Source organism: Actinomadura sp. 9N407 (genome assembly GCF_044326315.1).
GTDB lineage: Bacteria > Actinomycetota > Actinomycetes > Streptosporangiales > Streptosporangiaceae > Spirillospora.
In genome coordinates this window covers 96,651-114,958 of record NZ_JBIRAW010000001.1, presented here as the reverse complement: position 1 = coordinate 114,958, position 18,308 = coordinate 96,651, and the positions used below count along the sequence as shown (strand labels likewise).

Genomic DNA, 18,308 nt, shown 5'->3' with positions numbered 1-18,308 from the left:
GGGGTGGCGCACGACCTGGGAGTTGACGTGCAGCCTGATGCGACGGTGACCGCCGCCGACATCGCCCGCCTCGCTGGGGTGGGCCGGGCCGCGGTGAGTAACTGGCGGCGGCGACATGACGACTTTCCCGAGCCGGTGGGCGGCACCGCGACGAGCCCGTCGTTCTCCCTGTCCGAGATCCGCGAGTGGCTCGGCGCCCAGGGCAAGCTCGAACGCGAGTCGTCCGGCGAGCACCTGTGGCAGGACCTGCGCCGGGCCGCCGACCAGGTGCCGCTGGCCGACGTGCTGCTGTTCGCGGGCGCCTTCCTGCTGTTCACCCACCGCGAGCCGCGAGAGTGGCACAAGCTCGCCGCGCACGCCGATGACAAGCTCGTCAAGGAGCTACCGGACGCGGTACGGGCCGCCGCGACGGGCCTGCCGGCCGACGAGGTGTTCCCGCCCGCGCTGGAGCCGGGGCACGTTCCGCTCGCGCGGGGCCTGGCCGATCTGGCGAAGGAACGGGGCGCTCCCGAAGCGTTCGAGTTCCTGCGGCAGCGCTACTTCGAGCTGCACAAGCGGCGCGTGTACGAGACGCCCGAGGCGATCGTACGGCTCGTCCTGGAACTGGCCGGCGACGAGGCCGAGACGCTGTTCGACCCCGCGTGCGGATCGGGCGGCTTCCTGCTGGGCGGGCTGGAGTCGCTGGAGGCCAGGGAGCTGCTCGGCCAGGAGGCCGACGAGGCCACGGCGCGGATCACCGCGGTCAGGCTGGCCCTGCAGACCGGCGACGCCGTCATCCGCGCGGGCGACTCGCTGCGCCAGGACGCCTTTCCCGAGGTCCAGGCCGATCTGGTGGTCACCAATCCGCCGTTCAACGACCGCAACTGGGGCTATGACGAGCTGATCGCCGATCCCCGGTGGGAGTATGGGCTGCCGCCGCGGATGGAGTCCGAGCTGGCCTGGGCACAGCACGCGCTGGCGCACGCCCGGCCCGGCGGCATGGTGATCCTGCTGATGCCCCCGGCCGCCGCCAACCGCAGATCGGGCCGCCGGATCCGCGGTCAGCTGCTGCGCAGCGGCGTACTGCGCGGCGTGTTCGGGCTGCCGGTGGGCGCGGTGCCCAACATGGCCGTCCCGCTGTCGGTGTGGATCATGCGCAGGCCCGCGCCCGGCGATCCCCGCGTCGATCACATCCTGATGGTGAGCACCGCCGACCGCGAGGACTTCGCCGAACGCGCCCTGGCGGCCTGGCAGCGGTTCCAGCGCGACCCGTCCGCCGAGTACGACGAGCCCGGCGTCGGCCGTGCCGTGCGCATCATCGACCTGCTCGACGACGAGGTGGACCTCGATCCCGGCCGGCACGTCCAGCGGGTCGCCGACCGGCGGTTCACCACGGTACGTACCGAGGCCGAAGACCTGCTCTCGGGCCTCCGCCAGGCGCTGCCCTCCCTGGAGGACGTGGACGAGCAGCCGCTGTCGGCCGGAACGTTCGGCGACCACGCCAAGGCCGGCATCCTCTCCCTCCACCAGGCGCCGCTGAAGATGGAGACCGAGACCGGCGGCGTACCCGTGCTGACCGTCCAGGACGTGATCTCCGAGAGCCCCCCGTCCGGCCGTACGGAGGAGGACCCCGGCCACGTCCTGCTCCAGCAGGGCGACGTGGTGACCCTCGCGACGGCCCGCGGCGCCGTACCCCGGGTCGTCACCGGCAAGGAGGAGGGCGCCGCGCTGGGCCCGCACCTCTATCTCGTACGCGCCGATCCCGACCACTTCGAGCCCGAGTTCATCGCCGGCTTCCTGCACATCGCGGCCCGCGCGGTCGCGGCCCGCGGCTCCAGCGCGTCCAACCGCCTGGACGTACGCCGCGCACGCCTGCCCCGCCTCCCGCTCGATCAGCAGCGCCGCTACGGCGAGGCCTTCACCGGCCTGGCCGCCTTCGAGTCCGCGCTCCGCAAGGTCTCCGACACGGGCCTTGAGCTCCTCGGCCTCAGCCTCGACGGCCTGGGCGACGGCGCCCTCCGCCCCTGACCCTTCCCGCACACGCCGGGCGTCATGACGATGGGCGTCCTATGACGCGGCGGAACGCGGGGCCCGGACGGGCAGCGGCCGGACTTCTCATCTTTCGCCTTCCTGCTCGGTCTCCTGACCCGCCTGGTGCGGTCACTCCGGGCGCACGGTGGTCACTCCGGGCACACAGGGAGGACACTGGGTCAAGGTACATATTGACCGCGTGTAGGGAGAACAGTGCGGATCGTCGAGCGGTACACCAAGGTCAGGGGCATCGGCGCCGGAACGATGGGGGAGGTCTGGGAGGGCCGGGACGAGCGCCTCAACCGGGACGTCGCGATCAAGCTGATCCGCGGGAACGGCCGGCCGCCCGATGACGAGGCCCGCCGCCGGTTCTTCCGCGAGGCCCGCGTGCTCGGGCGGGTGCGCCATCCCGGTGTCCCCGTCCTGTACGACTTCGGCGACGACGGCCCCGACGACCTGTTCCTGGTGATGGAGCTGATCTCGGGTGCCACGCTCGACGATCTGATCGGGGAGGTCCAGCAGGTTCCGGTGCCGTGGGCCGCCGCGATCGGGGCCCAGCTGTGCGCCGCGCTGGCCGCCGCCCATGCCGCCTCGCTCGTCCACCGCGATCTCAAGCCCGCCAACGTCCTGCTCGGCCGCAACGGGACCGTCAAGGTCGCCGACTTCGGGCTGGCCGCCGCCTCCGACGGCGGTGCCGGCCTCTCCGCGATCACCTGGACGGGCCAGACCCCCGGTACCGCCCTCTACATGGCCCCCGAACTCGCCGAAGGCGATCCCGCCGACGCTCGCAGCGACCTGTACTCCGTCGGCTGCCTGCTGTACGAGTTGCTGGCAGGTGAACGCGTCTTCGCGTCCGGCAATACGTTCAGGGAGATCGGCCGCCATGTGGCCGAGCCTGCCCCGTCCGTACGGGAGATTCGCGAGGAGGTCCCCGTAGTGCTGGACGAGCTGCTGCGCGAGCTGCTCGCCAAGGACCCAGGCCATCGTCCCGCGAACGCCGTTCAGGTATGTGCCCGGCTGCTGCCCCTGGTCAAAACGTTGCCGCCGTTGCCCGGCTTCGTCGACGCCCGCACGGACGACCCGGCCCGCCTCTACGCCACCGCCGTGGCCGCGCTCGGCTAGTGCGGTGACCACGAACCTTCACCGCGTCGCCGCCTACGTTGACTCGTGGCGTGTTCGCCTCACTGGGCGACGCCAGAGGCGAACACGCCACGAGTCAACGAGGAGGACGCCGTCCGGGAGCGGGTGGACATTGGTGGTCAGCGCAGGCGCACTATGAGCCGGTCCGAGATCGGGTCCTGGACGAGGAGCACGACCTTGGCGAGCGTGGCCAGCACCATCAGGCACGCACCCATCTCCAGTCCCTCCTCGACGCTCGTACCGAGCGCGTAGACGGCGTCGGCGCCCTGCCGCTTCGCCCACCCGTTGAACGCCTCGACCGCGAGCGCGCCCGAGAAGTAGGCGGCCAGCGCGCCGAGCAGGCCACGGCGTACGTCGGGCGGCAGCCGCCGCGCCCAGAGCACGGCGCACACGGTTCCGGCGACCGCGAGCAGGCTGCCCGGCAGGATCCAGGCGTAGGTCGGCAGCGTGATGCCGTGCTCACGGGCCCAGTCGTTCCCGGGTCCCGCGAGGCGTTCGTGCACCTGCGCGGATTCGTCGATGCTCAGCCATGCTGCGGCCAGCGCCAGGCCCAGCCACGAGCGCCGGCCGGGACGCGCCGTACGGCCGCTGAGCGCTGCGGCCACCAGCGCCGTGCCCGCCACCGAGAGGAGCAGAGCGGTGTTCCACCATGTCGCCAGGTTGCCTTCCGTGCCGACGTTGAAGATCAGGCGCAGCGCCGGTACCGCCGCCACGTACTCGTGAAAGGTCCTGATCCCCAGATCGACGACGATGAGGCAACCGGTCGCGGCGGCCGCCGCCAGCAGCGCGCCTCGTACGAACGGGTGCCGCGGTACGGCGAGTGGACCATCGGATCCCGGGCAGGTCCCGGGCGGCCGCTCCGGCGCGGTCTGTTGAGTCATGGCCGGGGAAGCTATCCGTCTCTTATGAGGGACTCTGTCCAGGAAGTCGCGCCATTAGTGCCCTTCCGTCATCAGGAGGCCGCTCACCGCGCCGGCGGACGGACGACCAGCGCGGAGGCGTGGCGCGATAGATGAGGGAATCCTCATCGGCTCTTCATCGGGTCAGGTCGCCGGACGGCTCGGCGGGTTGATGACCGAACTTCCCGCGCATGGTGTGGACGCGAAGTCTCCCGAACGCCGGCCCGCGTCAGCGTCTCGTCTTTCTCGCGTACAGGCGCATGGTCAGCGGGCCGAAGAGCGCGATGAGCGCGGTCGAGGTCGCCAGTACCAGGATGATGTCGGTGGCCTGGGCCGTCCCGAGCAGCAGGCCGCGCGCGGCCGTGGTCGCGTGCGAGATCGGGTTGAGATCGACGAACGCCTCCATCCAGCCGGGCATGGTCGTCTCCGGTACGAAGATGTTGCTGGCGAAGACCAGCGGAAAGACCAGGATCATGCTGGTGGAGGACACCGTCTCTGGCTTGGCCACCACGACGCCGAGCGCGGTGAAGATCCAGCTGACCGCGAACGCGAAGTACAGCAGGACCGGCAAGGTCAGCAGCACGCCTGCCGGTCCGTCCGGCCGGAAGCCCAGCACCAGCCCGAGCAGGAACGTGATGCTCAGCGCGATCGTGTACCGGACGAGATCGCCCAGGACGTTCCCCATGATACTGGCGGGCTGCCAGAACGGCAGCGTACGGAAGCGGTCGTGGACGCCCTTGGTGATGTCGGTGTTGAGCGATGTCCCCGTGTAGACCGACAGCATGACCAGCGTCTGGACGAGGATGCCCGGGACGAAGAGTTGCAGGTACTCCTTCGTCGATCCGCTGATCGCCCCGCCGAAAAGGTAGGTGAACACCAGCAGGAAGATGAACGGGAACATCACCATGTCGATGAGCTGCTGGGGGAAGTGCTTGAACGCCAGCATCGCCCGCCAGAAGTGGGTGAGCGACGCCGACAGGGCGTTCGGCGGCTTCGGATGCGAGCGGGCCGACAGGGCATGGTGCAGCGTCGGGGCCGTGGTCGGTGTGGTCACGCGGCGTCCTCCTTCTCGGGCGGCGTACGGTGTCCGGTCAGTGCCAGGAAGACCTCGTCCAGGCTGGGCCGGCCGAGCGTGAAATCGGTGACATCCAGTTCGGCGCGGGACAGTTCGGTGAGCGCCCGCGCGATCCTGTCCAGGTCGCTGACCTGCGCCGACAGTGCGACCGGTGCGGCCTCCAGGTGCACCGGGACCTGGAGTTCCCGGGCGAGCAGCCGCTCGGCCTCCGGGCGCCGTTCCGGATCCAGGACCCGTACGTGCAGCGTGCCGGTACCGACCGAGGCCTTCAGTTCGGCGGGCGTGCCCTCCGCGATCACCTTGCCGCGGTCGATGACGGTGATCCGGTCCGCGAGCTGATCGGCCTCGTCCAGGTACTGCGTGGTCAGCAGCACCGTGGTGCCCGCCGCGACGAGCGCCCGGACGATGTCCCAGACCTCGTTGCGGCTGCGCGGATCGAGCCCGGCGGTCGGTTCGTCCAGGAACAGCAGGTCCGGGGTCACCACGATGCCCGCGGCGATGTCCAGCCGGCGGCGCATCCCGCCCGAGTAGCCCTTGACCAGCCGGTTCGCGGCCTCGTCCAACTCGAACGCCGCCAGCAGTTCGGCGGCCCGAGCACGGGCGCCCGTCCAGGAACGTCCCAGCAGGCGCCCGACCAGGACGAGGTTCTCCATTCCGGTGAGCCCCTCGTCGACCGAGGTGAACTGCCCGGTCAGGCTGACCCTCCGGCGTACCTGGGCGCGCTCGTGCCGTACGTCGTGCCCGAAGATGCGGGCGGTCCCGGCGTCCGGCCGCAGCAGCGTGGCCAGTATCCGCACGGCGGTGGTCTTGCCGGCGCCGTTGGGGCCGAGGAATCCGTGCACGGTGCCGGCCGGAACGGCGAGGTCGATCCCGTCCACCGCCCGGACCTTCCCGAAGGCCTTCACCAGGCCCGATGCCTCTATCGCGAAAATGGGTCGTGAATGCACAGACAGCTCCTGGGAGTGCGAATGAATGTGCCGGCGCCGCCCCATGGCGGCCGTTCTCGCTCCATCAATGGCCGGTCGATGGAGTGGCGGCCCGGGAACCCGGGCGAACCCGCAGCGCACCGCGGATGCTCGGGAGCCTAACCCGCGGCGGGCATGAACGTAAAGCATTCTCCGTAAATTACCGAAGAGAAACTTATATCGCTTTTGGCGTTGACGGAATTCAATTAATGCTGTCATGGGACGTATTGGCAGGTCACCCCGCGATGGCCGCACCTTGAAGGCGTACGGCCGGCCCGGCAGACGTCTGACGTGCGGCTGAGGGCTGCCGGATGGCCTGCGGCCGGGTCCCGGGCTAGTCTCGAAAGACGTCCCGCGACCTAGGGAGATCCAATGGCGCAGACCGCTGCCTACGACGAGATCGCCGACTGGTACGAGGAGGAATTCCTGCACGGACAGGACACCCGAACAAAGGCGCGCGACGGCAATCCACTCGACCTGGATCCCATCTTGCGTGACCTCCTCCAGGAGGGCGACGGACCCTGTCTGGAGATCGGATGCGGTACGGGAGTGCACGCCGCCCAAGTCCGCGAATTGGGCTGGACTCCCCTCGGCATCGACGTGTCCGCCGGCATGCTGCGGTACGCCCGGAGCCGTCTCCCCATCGCCCGGGCCGATGCCGGGCGGCTGCCGTTCCGGGACGGTTCCCTGCCCGCCGTGATCGCGATGATGGTCCACACCGACATGCCCGCGTACCCCGCCGTACTGGGGGAGGTGGCCAGGGTCCTGCGCCCCGGCGGCGTCTTCCTGCACGTCGGCGTGCATCCGTGCTTCTGTGGCGGATTCGCCGACCGCAGCGACCTTGACGCGGTGGTGATCCGCCCGGGCTACATCGACGGCCACTGGACCAAGGAATCCTGGACCGACCGGGGCGTACGCGCCAAGGTCGGCGCCACGCACCGGCCACTGCCCGAGCTGCTGCACGCGTTCCTCGACGCAGGCCTGGCGCTCGAACGGTTCGCCGAGGGCGGCGAGCCGACCCCGGTCACCCTGGCGATCAGAGCCCGCAAGCCCCGCCGCCCGTCCTGAGCACCACGGCCGTTGCGCCGTCGGACCGCCGTGCATGAGTACGCGTACTCATGCACGGCGGGCAGGGGAAAGCGAGGATCGTCGCCATGGTTACAACGCCCCCCGCCCGTCGCTCCCCGGCCAGGCGGTTCTGGCCGCTCCTTGCCCTGAGCGGGTTCTTCGGCGCGCTCATCGTGGTGTTCGGTTTTGCGCTCCCGAGGCTCTGGTGGGTTCTCTCCAGGGGTCTGGCTCCCCAGACGGAGAGCATCCCGCCACCCCCTGGGACAGGCAGCGTGCTGACCGCCACGATCCTGGCCTGCGTGCTGACCGCCGGGGTGGGCGCGGTGCTGTGCCTGCCGCGGTTCTGGCGCCGGGCGCCTGGGGCAGGGGCGGGTCTGATCGCGGGCTGGCTGGTGCCCACACTGCTCACAGGAGGGGCGCTGACCGGGGTGAAGGCGGAGCTGTACGAGCCGATGAACGACGGCGACGCCTGGGCGAACGGTACGACCCGTACGGAAGCGGCGTCCCTTGCCCGGCGGATCGACACCGCCTTGGTGGACGCGCTGTCGGGTGCGCCGGGACCGGTGGCGGACATCAGGCTCGCGCGGCGAGTGTCCAGGGCCGATTCGAACGACCGGCTGGGAGCCGAGGGCACGATCATCGTCGGCCAGGGAAAGGCTGAGGGATATCGCCGGACGCTGGCCTCGCGGCTGGCCACCCGGTATCCCTCGCTGAAGGCGGATACGGGCAAGTCGCGCTTCAAGGTGAGTGAGGACATCGCGCTCGAAGTCACGTCCGGCAGGGAGGGGTGGTCCCTGGACGTGGGTATCGGCACGCCGCATGTCGCCGACCAGGCCACCGCGCTCCCACGCGAAGCGGAACGGGATGAGCGAACGATTCGCCGGGTCGGTGAGATGACCCGAGCCCTGGGGCTCGGCTCCGCCCTGGGAATCCAGGAGGAACCGGTGATCATTCCCTGCCCTGGATCGAGGGGGCAGGCCCGGGTGTACGGTCCGACCGGTGAGGACCGCTGGCACTCCATGGGGGTGCTGGCCCTAGCGGGAACCAGGACGTTCACCCTCCCTGAAGGCGGGCAAGGAACGGTCTTCTCCCTCCAGAGCGGACGGCACGAGGGCATGCTGGTGGCGAGGGCCGGCGGGCTCGACGTGCAGCTGTCCGCCGGGGGATCGGTCCTCGGCGTCTTCCAGGGGTGCCCGCGCTGAGCCCGCCCGCTACACGATGTCGATCAGATATGCGCTGAGGGTTAAATCGGCATGTGAAGTGTGAGTAAAGTAACCAGATGCGGCTGACGAAATTCACCGATCTGGCGCTGCGGGTCTCGATGCGGCTCGCGGTCCTGGACGAAGGGGAGACGCCGACCTCGCGGCAGGTGGCGGAGGCGGTGGGCGCCCCGTACACCCATGTCGCCAAGGTCGTGAGCCGGCTGCAGCGGATGGGCGTGCTGGAGGCCAGGCGCGGGCGCGGCGGCGGGCTCGTGCTGACCGGCCGCGGGCTGGACGCGTCGGTCGGCTGGATGGTGCGTGAGCTGGAAGGTCATGGGGACGTGGTCGGCTGCGAGGACCTGCCGCCGTGCCCGCTGCGCTCGGCCTGCCGGTTGCGGATGGCCTTGCAGACCGCGCAGGAGGCGTTCTATCAGGTGCTGGACCCGATGACCGTACGGGACCTGGTGGACGGGCCCGTGCGCCCGGTGCTCGTCCAGTTGCTCAGGAGGTAGCCCTACCCCCGGATGCGGCCGGGCCGACCCCATCGAGATAATAAGAATCTCAGATGCCAATTTGGAGGTCGCTCCCGATGCTGTCCGCACCGTCCGCAACCGTCGTCCGCGCCACCCTGCCGGCCGTCGGTGCCGCGATCGACCAGATCACCTCGGACTTCTACCGCAGGATGTTCGCCGCCCACCCCGAACTGCTCCGCGACCTGTTCAACCGAGGTAACCAGGCGGACGGCGCGCAGGCCAAAGCGCTGGCCGGCTCCATCGCCGCGTTCGCCACCCTGCTCCTGGAGCATCCCGACCGCCGCCCCGACGCGATGCTCGCGCGCATCGCGCACAAGCACGCCTCCCTGGGCATCACCCCCGACCAGTACACGATCGTCCAGCGCCACCTGTTCGCCGCCATCGCCGAAGTGCTCGGGGACGCGGTCACCCCGGAGGTCGCCGCGGCCTGGGACGAGGTGTACTGGCTGATGGCCGGTGCCCTGATCGCCATGGAAGCCCGGCTGTACGCGCAGGCGGGCGTCGCCCAGGGAGACGTGTGGCGAGACTGGAAAGTGGTCGGACGCCTGGAAGAGACCGCCGACGTGGCCACGTTCATGCTCCGCCCCGCCGACCGGGTCCCGAGCCCCCCGTTCCTTCCCGGGCAGTACGTCTCGGTCCGCTGCCCCCTGCCCGACGGCGCCAACCAGATCCGCCAGTACAGCCTCTCCTGCGCGCCCAACGGAACGGACCGCTGGATCTCGGTGAAGCGCGTCGCCGGCATCGAGGCCGCTCCGGACGGCGAGGTCTCCAACTGGTTGCACGCCAACGTTCGTGATGGGGACACGCTGTCGGTCAGCGACCCGTTCGGCGACACCGTGCTCGACGAGACCGACGCCCCCGTGCTGCTGGCCTCGGCCGGCATCGGCAGCACCCAGACCATCAGCATGCTCGCCCACCTCGCCGCGACCGGTTCCGAACGGCGCGTGACCGTCGTGCACGCCGACCGCGCCGAAAGCACCCATCCGTTCCGTACCGAGCTGGAACTGCTCGCCGGCAAGCTCCCGCATGCCGACGTCCACGTCTGGTACGAGGCCCCTGAGAGCCCGAGGCCGTCCGGGTACACCGGCCTGGCCGACATCTCACGCATCGACATCCCGGACGGCACCCGCGCCTACCTGTGCGGGCCGGTCCCGTTCATGAAGTCGGTCCGAGGCGGGCTCCTCGAACGCGGCGTCCCCGCCTCCCGCATCCACTACGAGGTCTTCGGCCCCGACCTCTGGCTCGCCGACGCCGGCTGAGTCCCGCGCCGTCTTCGCCTCCGGACGCCGTTCGTCCGCGCCCGGAGGCGCGCACGGAACGGCGTCCGGAGGAACGTTGGACGACCTCTCGGTCATCTACCTTCGTCGAGAGCCTTCGGAAGGCGGTGACCATTCCAGCCGTCGGCAGTACGCCAGATGACCGACACTCCGAACGCCTCGTACAGCATTTCGGCCGCCCAGTCCTCTTCGGGCTCCTGTGGCAGGACGATGTACGTGTGGTCGGCTCGTTCCCCCTCCGCGTGCTGTACCTCCAGAAGGCGCAGGACCGCCTCCCGCATGCGGCGGTAGGTGTGAGCGCCTTCGCCGAGCACCTCGTACAACACCCTGCCGCGCTCTGTGTCGCAGACGATGTCCGCGGTGGGGGAGTCCGCGACGGGGACCAACTGGGCGCGGTAGAGCTCGGCGATCAGACTGTGCCGCACGTGCTCGTGTACGTGGCATCGGCGTTCTTCGCGTACGGCCTCCTCCAGTGTCGAGATGAACGCCTGGAACGGCTCCGCCGGGGCGGTCGCGTCCGACTCCGTCATGGTCGTGGCCTCCTCGCCCTCGCGAGAGGGCATCGACTCGTCAGGGATCGACTCGTCAGGGATCGACTCGCCCGGGATCGGCTCGCCGGGCGTGAACTCGCCGGGAATGGGCTCGGAGTGAACGATCGTCAACGACCGGGTGCAGCGGGTGGCCGCGACATAGAGCTGCCCGAGCCCTGCGGGCTCCTGCGCGGCGATCAGGGCCGGCTCGACGAGGATCACATGGTCGAACTCCAGCCCCTTGGCCTCGCGCGCCGGGATGGCGTTCGGCAGCTTCGTCCGTCGTGCGTCCTCCAGCATCGCGTCGGGCACGATCACGGCCACCGAGCGCGCTTCGTCCAGCCGTTCCGCGCGGTCCGAGGCCTCGTCCAAGAGGGCCGCGGAGCCGACAGGCACGAGGGAGACCGCGTCCTCACCCGCCGGGCGGATCGACCGGGGGAGGGCCGTGTGCGGGGCGACCCTGGCCGCGAGGGGCGCGGCGAACTCCATCACTTCGTGCGGTACGCGGTAGCCGACGGTGAGCTCCTCCAGATGTAGGTCCGCCTGGGGGGCGAGCAGATCGGCCACCTCACGCCAGTCGCCGTACCGATGGACCCCCGTCGCCTGTGCGAGGTCCCCCAGCACGGTCATGGACCCGCCGGGGCAGCGCCGGGCCAGGGAACGCGCCTGCATCGGCGTCAGATCCTGGGCCTCGTCGATGACGACGTGGCGGTATCGCGGAGGCGCCTCCCCGCTCAGCAGCAGCCGCAGCTCCTCAAGGCAGACCCGGTCCTCCGGCGACCAGGGCTCGTCGGCCATGCGGTCGGCCCGGGGGCGCAGCATGGCCTTCTGCTCGTCTTCGCTCAGCAGATCGGCCGCGGCCGTACGCAGGGTTCCCGGGTCGGTGACAAGGTCGCGGAGAACCTGTTCCGGACTGATCGCCGGCCACACGGAACCGACCAGCCCGACGACGCGGGGGTGGCGCTCGAGCCGCCTGCGGGGATTGACGGTGTTACGCCAGCCACGGTTGTTCTCGGTGAACTGCCGGAAGAGCCGATCGACGAGATCGTTGCCGAAGCGCTGCCGCCTCGCCATGTACGGTGCGGAATCGTCCATGCCGCGGAGGGACTCCAGTTCGGCGCGCGGGATCGACAGTTTCGTTCCCTCGAACTTGAACTCGAAGACCTCCCCCTTGACCTGCCGCGCGAGCGCGTCCCGGCCGTCCAGCCCCTCGACGGCCCGGCGCAGCACCCCGGCCATGCGCCCGTCCGACTTGACGACCCGGGCGGGCAGCGGATCGGCCCCGCGCGCCCCGTCCCACAAACGCGCCAGTTCCACCATGGTCACGCCGTCGGTTCCCAGTTGGGGCAGCACGTCCCGGACGTGATCGAGAAATCCCTGGTGCGGGCCGACGACGAGCACGTCCGGCGCGCCGAAGACCTGGTTGAACAGCAGCCACGAGATCCGGTGCAGCCCGACCGCGGTCTTGCCCGTTCCGGGCCCTCCCTGGACCGCGAGCAGCCCCGGCCGCTGGTCGGAGACCAGCAGGAGCTGCTCGCGCTGGATCGTCTCGACGATGTCGCGCATCCTGCCGTCACGGGCCCGTTCCAGGTCCTCCAAGAGGAAGTCCCGCAGGCCTGCGATCACCGTGCCGGCGGTCTCCGGGTCCGGCGCCGACACCGCCGCTTCGGCGAACCCGTCGGTCGCGGACCGGTCGGCGACCACGCGGATGTCGTCCCGGTAGTCCTTGACCACCCGCCCGTCGCAGCGCAGGCTCCGCCGGAGCAGTACCTCGCCCGGGTCGTTCGGATGCCTGGTCATCCACTCGGTGGCCAGCGGCGCCTTCCAGCTGATCACGATGCGGCGCGACGCCGGGTCCTTGACGGTGCGCCGCCCGATGTACCAGGTCTGTTCCGCATCGTCCTCAGTGACATCGACCCGCATTGTGACCAGGGCCTCAGGGCCAAGGTCACTTGCGAACCGGACCTCCCGGGAGGCATCGGTGATGAACGACGTGCCCGCCCGGTCGTCGGTGGTCTCGTTGGGCTTGCCGAGCCTCTCGCGGTTCTCTTGGAACATTCGCTCGTGACAGTCGTACGCGTGGTCCACCGCGCGCTGCTCCCCAGCGATGATCGCCTTCCGATCGGACATGCCTGCGCTCCTCTCGTACGTGCCGCACGTGCGTGGCCGTACCTGGATCGGATCAGCGGTTGCCCAGGGGGACGATCACGCCGCCGGAGAACATCGAGTCGTGCAGCTTGACGGACTTGAGCTTCACGCCCTTGGGGACGTCGAAGATGAGGATGCCCTTGACGGAGTTGCCCGGGTTGATGTCCTCGATGAAGGCCTTGGACTCCTCGGCCATGACGAAGGTCGCCTCGCCGTCGGCCTCGAACTTGCGGCCGCCGGTGTCGTAGAGGGTCTGGTTGGCGCTCATGAACGTGCGGGAGTCGTCGCCGATGTTCTTGACGGTCACGTACACGAAGACGAACTGGCCCTGGGCCTCCTCGCCGAAGTACTGGCCGCCGACGCGCTTGACGCCCTTCTTCACCCTGGTGACGGTGAACGAGAACTTCCCGTCCCGGTACGGCTTGCCGATCCCGTTGGTGACCTTCTTCTTCGGCGTTCTCGTCTTGCCGGGGGCCGCCGTGAGGGGAGAGGCGGTGGGGGAGGTGGCGGTGGTGATGGTGCTGGAGCCCGTCTGGCCGGATGCGCCGACGATGACGCCGCACGCCCCGACCATCACGAACAGGGTGGCGGCCCCGATGAAGCCGTACAGGCAGCCCTTGTTGTTGCTCTGCTTGCCTTGGCGCGGGCCGTACGGGGCTGGGGTCGGGGTGTACATGTCTTACTCCGTTGTTGTCAGGCGGCCAGGGCGTTGTCGCCCTGGCGGTCACGGCTCTGGGCGGTATGGCCCTGGCCGTTGTGGCGAGGTGTGTGGCTTTGGTCGGCGTGGCTTTGGTCGTCGTGCCAGGCGCGCAGGAACGTCTCGACCAGGCCTTCGGCGCGGCCTGCGGGGACGAGTTCCCCGTCGGTACGGCGCCGGGCCATGGAAGCGAGCGAGTCTGCGGTTTCGTTGAGCGGATGGCCCGAATGGGCCTTGACGTGCTCCATCCGTAGGGACGGCCACGTGGAGACCCGTTCGGCGAGCCGTACGAGGGTGGGCGGGCCGTATCTGCGAGGACGCAGGTCGTACCCCTCGGGCATGCACGAGACGTCCCCGCGCTGCCAGGCCCACAGGAAACGCAGCGCGGACAGGCTGTCCACCAGCAGCAGCGTGCGTCCGTCCCCGACACGTTCGAGTACGAGCGAAACGGCGCGCAGTTCGCTGATGAGGACCTTGCGCTTACCGGTCGGGTCCTGATTGCCGGGCCGCCATCCCCGCATTCCCCAGCGGCCGTCGCTGACGACATAGCCGAGGCCTCCGGTACCGCGCTTCCAGCTCGCATCCGTGGCCGCCACAAGGGGACCGGAATGGTTCGCCCATCGCTTCACCTCTCCCTGGGAAAGCGACGTGTCCACACGCTTTCTCGGCGGCGGCGGGAGCTGGGGGCAGGACGCCTGGTGGGTGCCTATGGCCACGTAGTACTCGGCTTCGGCGAGCAGGTCCTCCGCTAGGCGGCCACGGCCCGTTTCCTGAGCCTCGAAGCAGAGCCGCAGGGCCCGCCGCGCTACGCGGCAGCAGGTGCAGCCGTACGCGCGGGTGGCGCACGCCCTCAGCCGCTGGACGCGGTCGGCCAGCGGAGCCGGAAGGCGAACGAGGACGGCGTCGAAGTCGTGCAGTCGCAGGGTGGTGATGGGCCGCAAGGTGGTGATGGGCATCGGGCATCAGCTCCGCTTTCGAGGGGGACGCTGCGGGTTGATGTACACAGGAAACCACACTCGCTTCTGTGAATGCAATCAACCTTGTGAATGCTGGACGCTCAAAATCAGTGAGATGGCGCTATGCGTGTACGGAGGGGACACTGGTGGTACGCCTCTCGCGGGAGAGGCCCTGGGCCTGGGGAGGCGGATGTGCGTCGGGGGCTCGTGCTCGCGGGACGTTACGAGCTCGACCAGCCGATCGGGCGCGGCGGCATGGGCGAGGTCTGGCGCGCGTACGACCAGCTCCTCGACCGCAGGCTCGCGGTCAAGTTCATCCTCGCCCCCGAGGCCGGCACCGACCGGGACCTGATCGGCCGGTTCGAGCAGGAGGCCCGCAGCACCGCCTGGCTCGACCACCCCGGCGTGCCCACGGTGTACGACCTCGGCGAGCACCAGGACGACGCACGCGGCCCTGCGCTCTACCTGGTGATGCAGTACGTCGAGGGCGTGACCGTAGACCACCTGATCGACGCGCACGGAACGTTGCCGGTCTCCTGGGTCGCCCTCATAGCGGCACAGGTCTGCGCCGTTCTGGCCGTCGCGCATCAGCGGCCTCTAGTGCACCGGGACCTCAAGCCCAGCAACCTCATGGTCTGTGCTGACGGTTCGGTGAAAGTCCTCGATTTCGGCGTCGCCGTAGGGCTTGCCCCCGATGACACGCGCAGAACATCGACGGGCGTGGGCGCGCCCTACACGATCGGGTACACCGCCGCAGATCAGATGTACGGAAGCCCTAGCCCGCAGAGCGACCTCTACTCGCTCGGCTGCGTGCTCTACGAACTCCTCACCGGACGGCGGGTCTTCCTAGGGGAGACCCCGTACGAGGTGATGCGCCGCCATGAGGACGACGCACCGGAGTCCATCTGCAGGCAGCGCCCAGAGACTCCGGTCGCGTTCGAGACCCTCGTACTGCAGATGCTGGCCAAGCAGCCCGCCGACCGTCCCGCGGATGCGCAGAGGGTGTTCGACCGCGTCCTCGAATTCGTCACCGACCTCGAACCGTTGCCGGGCACCGTCGACATCACCGCCGCACCATCCCGGCTGTACGGCAGCGTTCAGGCCCGTATCCGCCCCGCCGACAAACCGCCAAGGCCGACACCAGCGCCGGTCGTCCTGCCCGTCGCAGAGCCGGTGAAGCTGCCCTCCCCCGAGGAGGTGGCCCAAACAAGAGTGGAAGCGGCCGACCTTGCCTCCGCAGGGCGCTTCACCCAGGCGGCAGAACTGCTCTCCGACCTTGCCGAGCCCGCACTGCTCGCCCTGGGCGACGACGACTCCGGAGTCCTGGCACTACGGCTCGACCTAGCGGAAGTGCTCTACCAGGGCGGCGACTACCGCCGCGCCATCCCCGCCTACAGGGCCGCCTCCGTCGACTTAGCCGAATGGTTCGGGCCGGACGACGACAAGGTGCTGCACTGCCGCGAGCAGGCGGCCGTATGCCAGGCCCAACTAGGAGAGACCGGCGAGGCCATCCGTCTCCTGGAAGCACTGCTCGCCGACATCTCCGACCCCTACGACGACATGTCCCTGCGCGTACGCGAGCGCACGAGCCGCCTCCACCTCGCGGCGGGCCGTACCGTACAGGGCAGGCAAGAACTGCAAGAACTCCTGGCCGACATCCAGGACGCCTATGGCGACGACCACCCGCAAGTACCAGGAATCGTCGAACTCTTGGGCGGCTAGGCCGGCAGGAACGAACTCGGCTCCTGCGCGTACGACACGTACAGATGGTCGCGCGCCCTCGTACACGCCACGAAAAGCAGGCACCGTTCCTTCTGCAGGTCCTGCGCGTGTGCCTTGGGGTCCTCCTCCTCCGCCGTGACAGCGGACGACGACGGAACGGAGTTCTCGTCCACTCCCACCACGGCGACGCACCGGAACTCCAGGCCCTTCATCCGGTGCATCGTTCCGACCTTGATGCCCGGCGACTTGCTGTTCACCTGGTACGCCTTGATACCGGCGTCCTTCAACCGGTCCACGGCCTTCTTCACCACGTAGTTGTAACGGGCGGCGACCCCGATGGAGGAGGGCTCGACCCCGTCGTCCAACCAGCGCCGCACCTGCTCGACCAGCCCGTCCAACTCCGCGTCCAGGTCCTCGTACACCCGGACCACAGGGCGCCGCCCATGAATAGGGGACCGGTAGCCGTCCAGCGTGTCGGCCGAATCGTCCAGCCCCTGCGCCGGAACGATCCCGAGCAGCGGCACCGACCAGCTCAGGATCTCCTGCGTGGTCCGGTAGTTGAGCTTCAGCTTCGCGCTGCGTCCGCGCACGTTGATCCCGAGCGCGCCCAGCGACACATGGCTGTCGTAGATCCGCTGGTGCGGGTCGCCGACGATGAACAGATCGTCCGGACCGCTCGCCACCAGCCGCCGCAGCAGCCGCCACTGCGTCGGATGGATGTCCTGCGCCTCATCGATGATCACGTGGTCGTACCGGGGCTTCCCGACCAGCTCGGCCGCCTCGTTCGCCATCTGCGGGAACGTCGACCTGCCCGCCTCCCGCAGCCCCTCGACCACCGTCGCGATGGCCTTCCACACCACCGAACGCTGCGCCCTCCCAAGGGGAACGCCCCGTCCCGTACGGCTGCACGCCAGGTACTCCTCCTCGCTCACGAGGTCCTGCGCCAGCACCACGTGCTCCCACTCACGCCGCAGGAACGTGGACGAGTACGGCAGCCCCTCCGACGCCTCCTCCCACAGCGGATCGATCACGTCCGGACCCGCGATGCCCGGCTTGTGGTGCTCGCCCACGATCCCGTACGCGACGCTGTCGATGTTGTTGACCTCGATCCGGCCCCGGATCCCCTCGTCCTCGATCAGCAGCGCCAGCTGCTTGCCCAGCGCCTCCGCGAGGTTCTTGGTGTACGTGGTCAGCAGGATCCGCGTCCCCTCGTCCGCCGCCGCCAGATGCCGCGCCCGATGCAGCGCGGTCACCGTCTTCCCCGTCCCCGCACCCCCGCTGACCTGCGCCGGACCGCTGTACGACGCCCGCAGCGCCACCTTCCGCTGGATCGGGTGCAGGAAGATCCGCCACGTGTCGAACGGATGCGCCAGGATCTCCCGCAGCTCCTCCGGCCCGTTCACGAACACGACCTGCTCGGGCGTCCGGCGCATGGCCGTGACGATGTCGTCCGGATCCACCATCGGAGGCGGCTGCTCGCTCGCCAGGCACTTGGCCACCTCGGCCCAGGCCTGATCCACCGTCATGCCCTGCGCCAGCGCGAGCAGCGCGATGTACTGCGGCTCCGGCAGGTACTTCTCCAACGCCTGCAGATGCGCCTCGGTCGTGATGAGCCGCACCAGCGGAACGAGCTCCCGGTCGACCCCCAGCTTGACGAGATCCTTGTCGAAAAGGTGCTCGAAGAGCCGTTCCTCACTGGTCTCCGCGGCCTTCTCCAGCGCTGGCGAGATCTCGTCCAGCGCCTGCTGGTCCCGGACCTCCAGCACCCCGATCGCCTGATTGACCGTGAACTTCCGGCTCTTCGCGAATGCGATCGCCTCGTCGTGCTTCAGCACCGACAGCAGGCAGTAGACATCGCCCCGCTCCGGAGCCAGCACCACCCCGCGCCAGCTCTGATCGATCCGGATCGTCCGGATCCGCGGGTCCTTCGCCGAGTTGAGCTTCTCCAGATGCAGCCCCGCATGCGTGTGCTCGGCGAACTTGGCGAACGCCGCCTCCACACCCTTGCGCACCTTCGGGTCCAGCCCGGCGTACTGCGGCATGAACGAGTTCGCGACAGCCAACTGAGCCACTGCTCCGGGTCTCC

The 18,308-nt window shown here is 69.5% G+C and carries 14 protein-coding genes; 7 read left to right on the top strand and 7 right to left on the bottom strand.

Going from position 1 to position 18,308, the window contains the following annotated elements:
- Window positions 1-27: 27 nt before the first annotated feature.
- Both ACH34Q_RS00520 and ACH34Q_RS00515 read left to right on the top strand, forming a co-directional pair.
- On the top strand, window positions 28-2,007 hold the full coding sequence (locus tag ACH34Q_RS00520; protein WP_395980652.1) for an N-6 DNA methylase: 1,980 nt from the start codon (window positions 28-30) through the stop codon (window positions 2,005-2,007).
- 216 nt (window positions 2,008-2,223) lie between these two features.
- Window positions 2,224-3,132 (top strand): serine/threonine-protein kinase, encoded by a 909-nt coding sequence (locus ACH34Q_RS00515; RefSeq protein ID WP_395980651.1) that lies wholly within the window; start codon window positions 2,224-2,226, stop codon window positions 3,130-3,132.
- 137 nt (window positions 3,133-3,269) lie between these two features.
- On the opposite strand, the gene ACH34Q_RS00510 is transcribed toward ACH34Q_RS00515, so the two are convergent.
- From ACH34Q_RS00510 to ACH34Q_RS00500, 3 genes are all read right to left on the bottom strand, one after another.
- Entirely contained in the window at window positions 3,270-4,031 is a 762-nt protein-coding gene (locus tag ACH34Q_RS00510) for a hypothetical protein (protein WP_395980650.1), read from the bottom strand.
- 247 nt (window positions 4,032-4,278) lie between these two features.
- Window positions 4,279-5,103: an ABC transporter permease gene (locus ACH34Q_RS00505; RefSeq protein ID WP_395980649.1), complete on the bottom strand. Its 825-nt coding sequence runs from the start codon at window positions 5,101-5,103 to the stop codon at window positions 4,279-4,281.
- Window positions 5,100-6,071, bottom strand: coding sequence for an ATP-binding cassette domain-containing protein (locus ACH34Q_RS00500; protein WP_395980648.1), 972 nt, complete (start codon window positions 6,069-6,071; stop codon window positions 5,100-5,102). The genes ACH34Q_RS00505 and ACH34Q_RS00500 overlap by 4 nt, the downstream gene beginning before the upstream one ends.
- A gap of 390 nt (window positions 6,072-6,461) precedes the next feature.
- Here ACH34Q_RS00500 and ACH34Q_RS00495 point away from each other — a divergent pair, with 390 nt between their 5' ends.
- From ACH34Q_RS00495 to ACH34Q_RS00480, 4 genes are all read left to right on the top strand, one after another.
- Entirely contained in the window at window positions 6,462-7,157 is a 696-nt protein-coding gene (locus tag ACH34Q_RS00495) for a class I SAM-dependent methyltransferase (RefSeq protein ID WP_395980647.1), read from the top strand.
- Window positions 7,158-7,429: 272 nt separating this feature from the next.
- On the top strand, window positions 7,430-8,359 hold the full coding sequence (locus tag ACH34Q_RS00490) for a hypothetical protein (RefSeq protein WP_395980646.1): 930 nt from the start codon (window positions 7,430-7,432) through the stop codon (window positions 8,357-8,359).
- 77 nt (window positions 8,360-8,436) lie between these two features.
- Window positions 8,437-8,871 carry an RrF2 family transcriptional regulator gene (locus tag ACH34Q_RS00485; RefSeq protein ID WP_395980645.1) on the top strand — a complete coding sequence of 145 codons (435 nt, stop codon included), beginning with the start codon at window positions 8,437-8,439 and terminating at the stop codon, window positions 8,869-8,871.
- 77 nt (window positions 8,872-8,948) lie between these two features.
- Window positions 8,949-10,151: a globin domain-containing protein gene (locus ACH34Q_RS00480; protein WP_395980644.1), complete on the top strand. Its 1,203-nt coding sequence runs from the start codon at window positions 8,949-8,951 to the stop codon at window positions 10,149-10,151.
- Between the two features lie 92 nt (window positions 10,152-10,243).
- Here ACH34Q_RS00480 and ACH34Q_RS00475 read toward each other — a convergent pair whose 3' ends face one another.
- The 3 genes from ACH34Q_RS00475 to ACH34Q_RS00465 are packed head-to-tail and all read right to left on the bottom strand — an operon-like array spanning window position 10,244 to window position 14,500.
- Window positions 10,244-12,829 (bottom strand): hypothetical protein, encoded by a 2,586-nt coding sequence (locus ACH34Q_RS00475; RefSeq protein WP_395980643.1) that lies wholly within the window; start codon window positions 12,827-12,829, stop codon window positions 10,244-10,246.
- 52 nt (window positions 12,830-12,881) lie between these two features.
- Window positions 12,882-13,523 (bottom strand): DUF4352 domain-containing protein, encoded by a 642-nt coding sequence (locus ACH34Q_RS00470; protein ID WP_395980642.1) that lies wholly within the window; start codon window positions 13,521-13,523, stop codon window positions 12,882-12,884.
- Window positions 13,524-13,540: 17 nt separating this feature from the next.
- Window positions 13,541-14,500 (bottom strand): RNase H family protein, encoded by a 960-nt coding sequence (locus ACH34Q_RS00465; RefSeq protein ID WP_395980641.1) that lies wholly within the window; start codon window positions 14,498-14,500, stop codon window positions 13,541-13,543.
- A gap of 192 nt (window positions 14,501-14,692) precedes the next feature.
- Between ACH34Q_RS00465 and ACH34Q_RS00460 the strand changes: the two genes are divergently transcribed.
- On the top strand, window positions 14,693-16,222 hold the full coding sequence (locus ACH34Q_RS00460) for a protein kinase (RefSeq protein ID WP_395980640.1): 1,530 nt from the start codon (window positions 14,693-14,695) through the stop codon (window positions 16,220-16,222).
- Here ACH34Q_RS00460 and ACH34Q_RS00455 read toward each other — a convergent pair.
- Window positions 16,219-18,294 carry a UvrD-helicase domain-containing protein gene (locus tag ACH34Q_RS00455; protein ID WP_395980639.1) on the bottom strand — a complete coding sequence of 692 codons (2,076 nt, stop codon included), beginning with the start codon at window positions 18,292-18,294 and terminating at the stop codon, window positions 16,219-16,221. The genes ACH34Q_RS00460 and ACH34Q_RS00455 overlap by 4 nt on opposite strands.
- Window positions 18,295-18,308 lie beyond the last annotated feature (14 nt).

Excerpts from the sequence above, each read along its gene's own strand:
- ACH34Q_RS00510 (WP_395980650.1), bottom strand. The coding sequence starts at position 4,031 with ATGACTCAACAGACCGCGCCGGAGCGGCCGCCCGGGACCTGCCCGGGA.
- ACH34Q_RS00470 (WP_395980642.1), bottom strand. The coding sequence starts at position 13,523 with ATGTACACCCCGACCCCAGCCCCGTACGGCCCGCGCCAAGGCAAGCAG.
- ACH34Q_RS00495 (WP_395980647.1), top strand. The coding sequence starts at position 6,462 with ATGGCGCAGACCGCTGCCTACGACGAGATCGCCGACTGGTACGAGGAG.
- ACH34Q_RS00475 (WP_395980643.1), bottom strand. The coding sequence starts at position 12,829 with ATGTCCGATCGGAAGGCGATCATCGCTGGGGAGCAGCGCGCGGTGGAC.
- ACH34Q_RS00485 (WP_395980645.1), top strand. The coding sequence starts at position 8,437 with ATGCGGCTGACGAAATTCACCGATCTGGCGCTGCGGGTCTCGATGCGG.
- ACH34Q_RS00465 (WP_395980641.1), bottom strand. The coding sequence starts at position 14,500 with ATGCCCATCACCACCTTGCGGCCCATCACCACCCTGCGACTGCACGAC.
- ACH34Q_RS00480 (WP_395980644.1), top strand. The coding sequence starts at position 8,949 with ATGCTGTCCGCACCGTCCGCAACCGTCGTCCGCGCCACCCTGCCGGCC.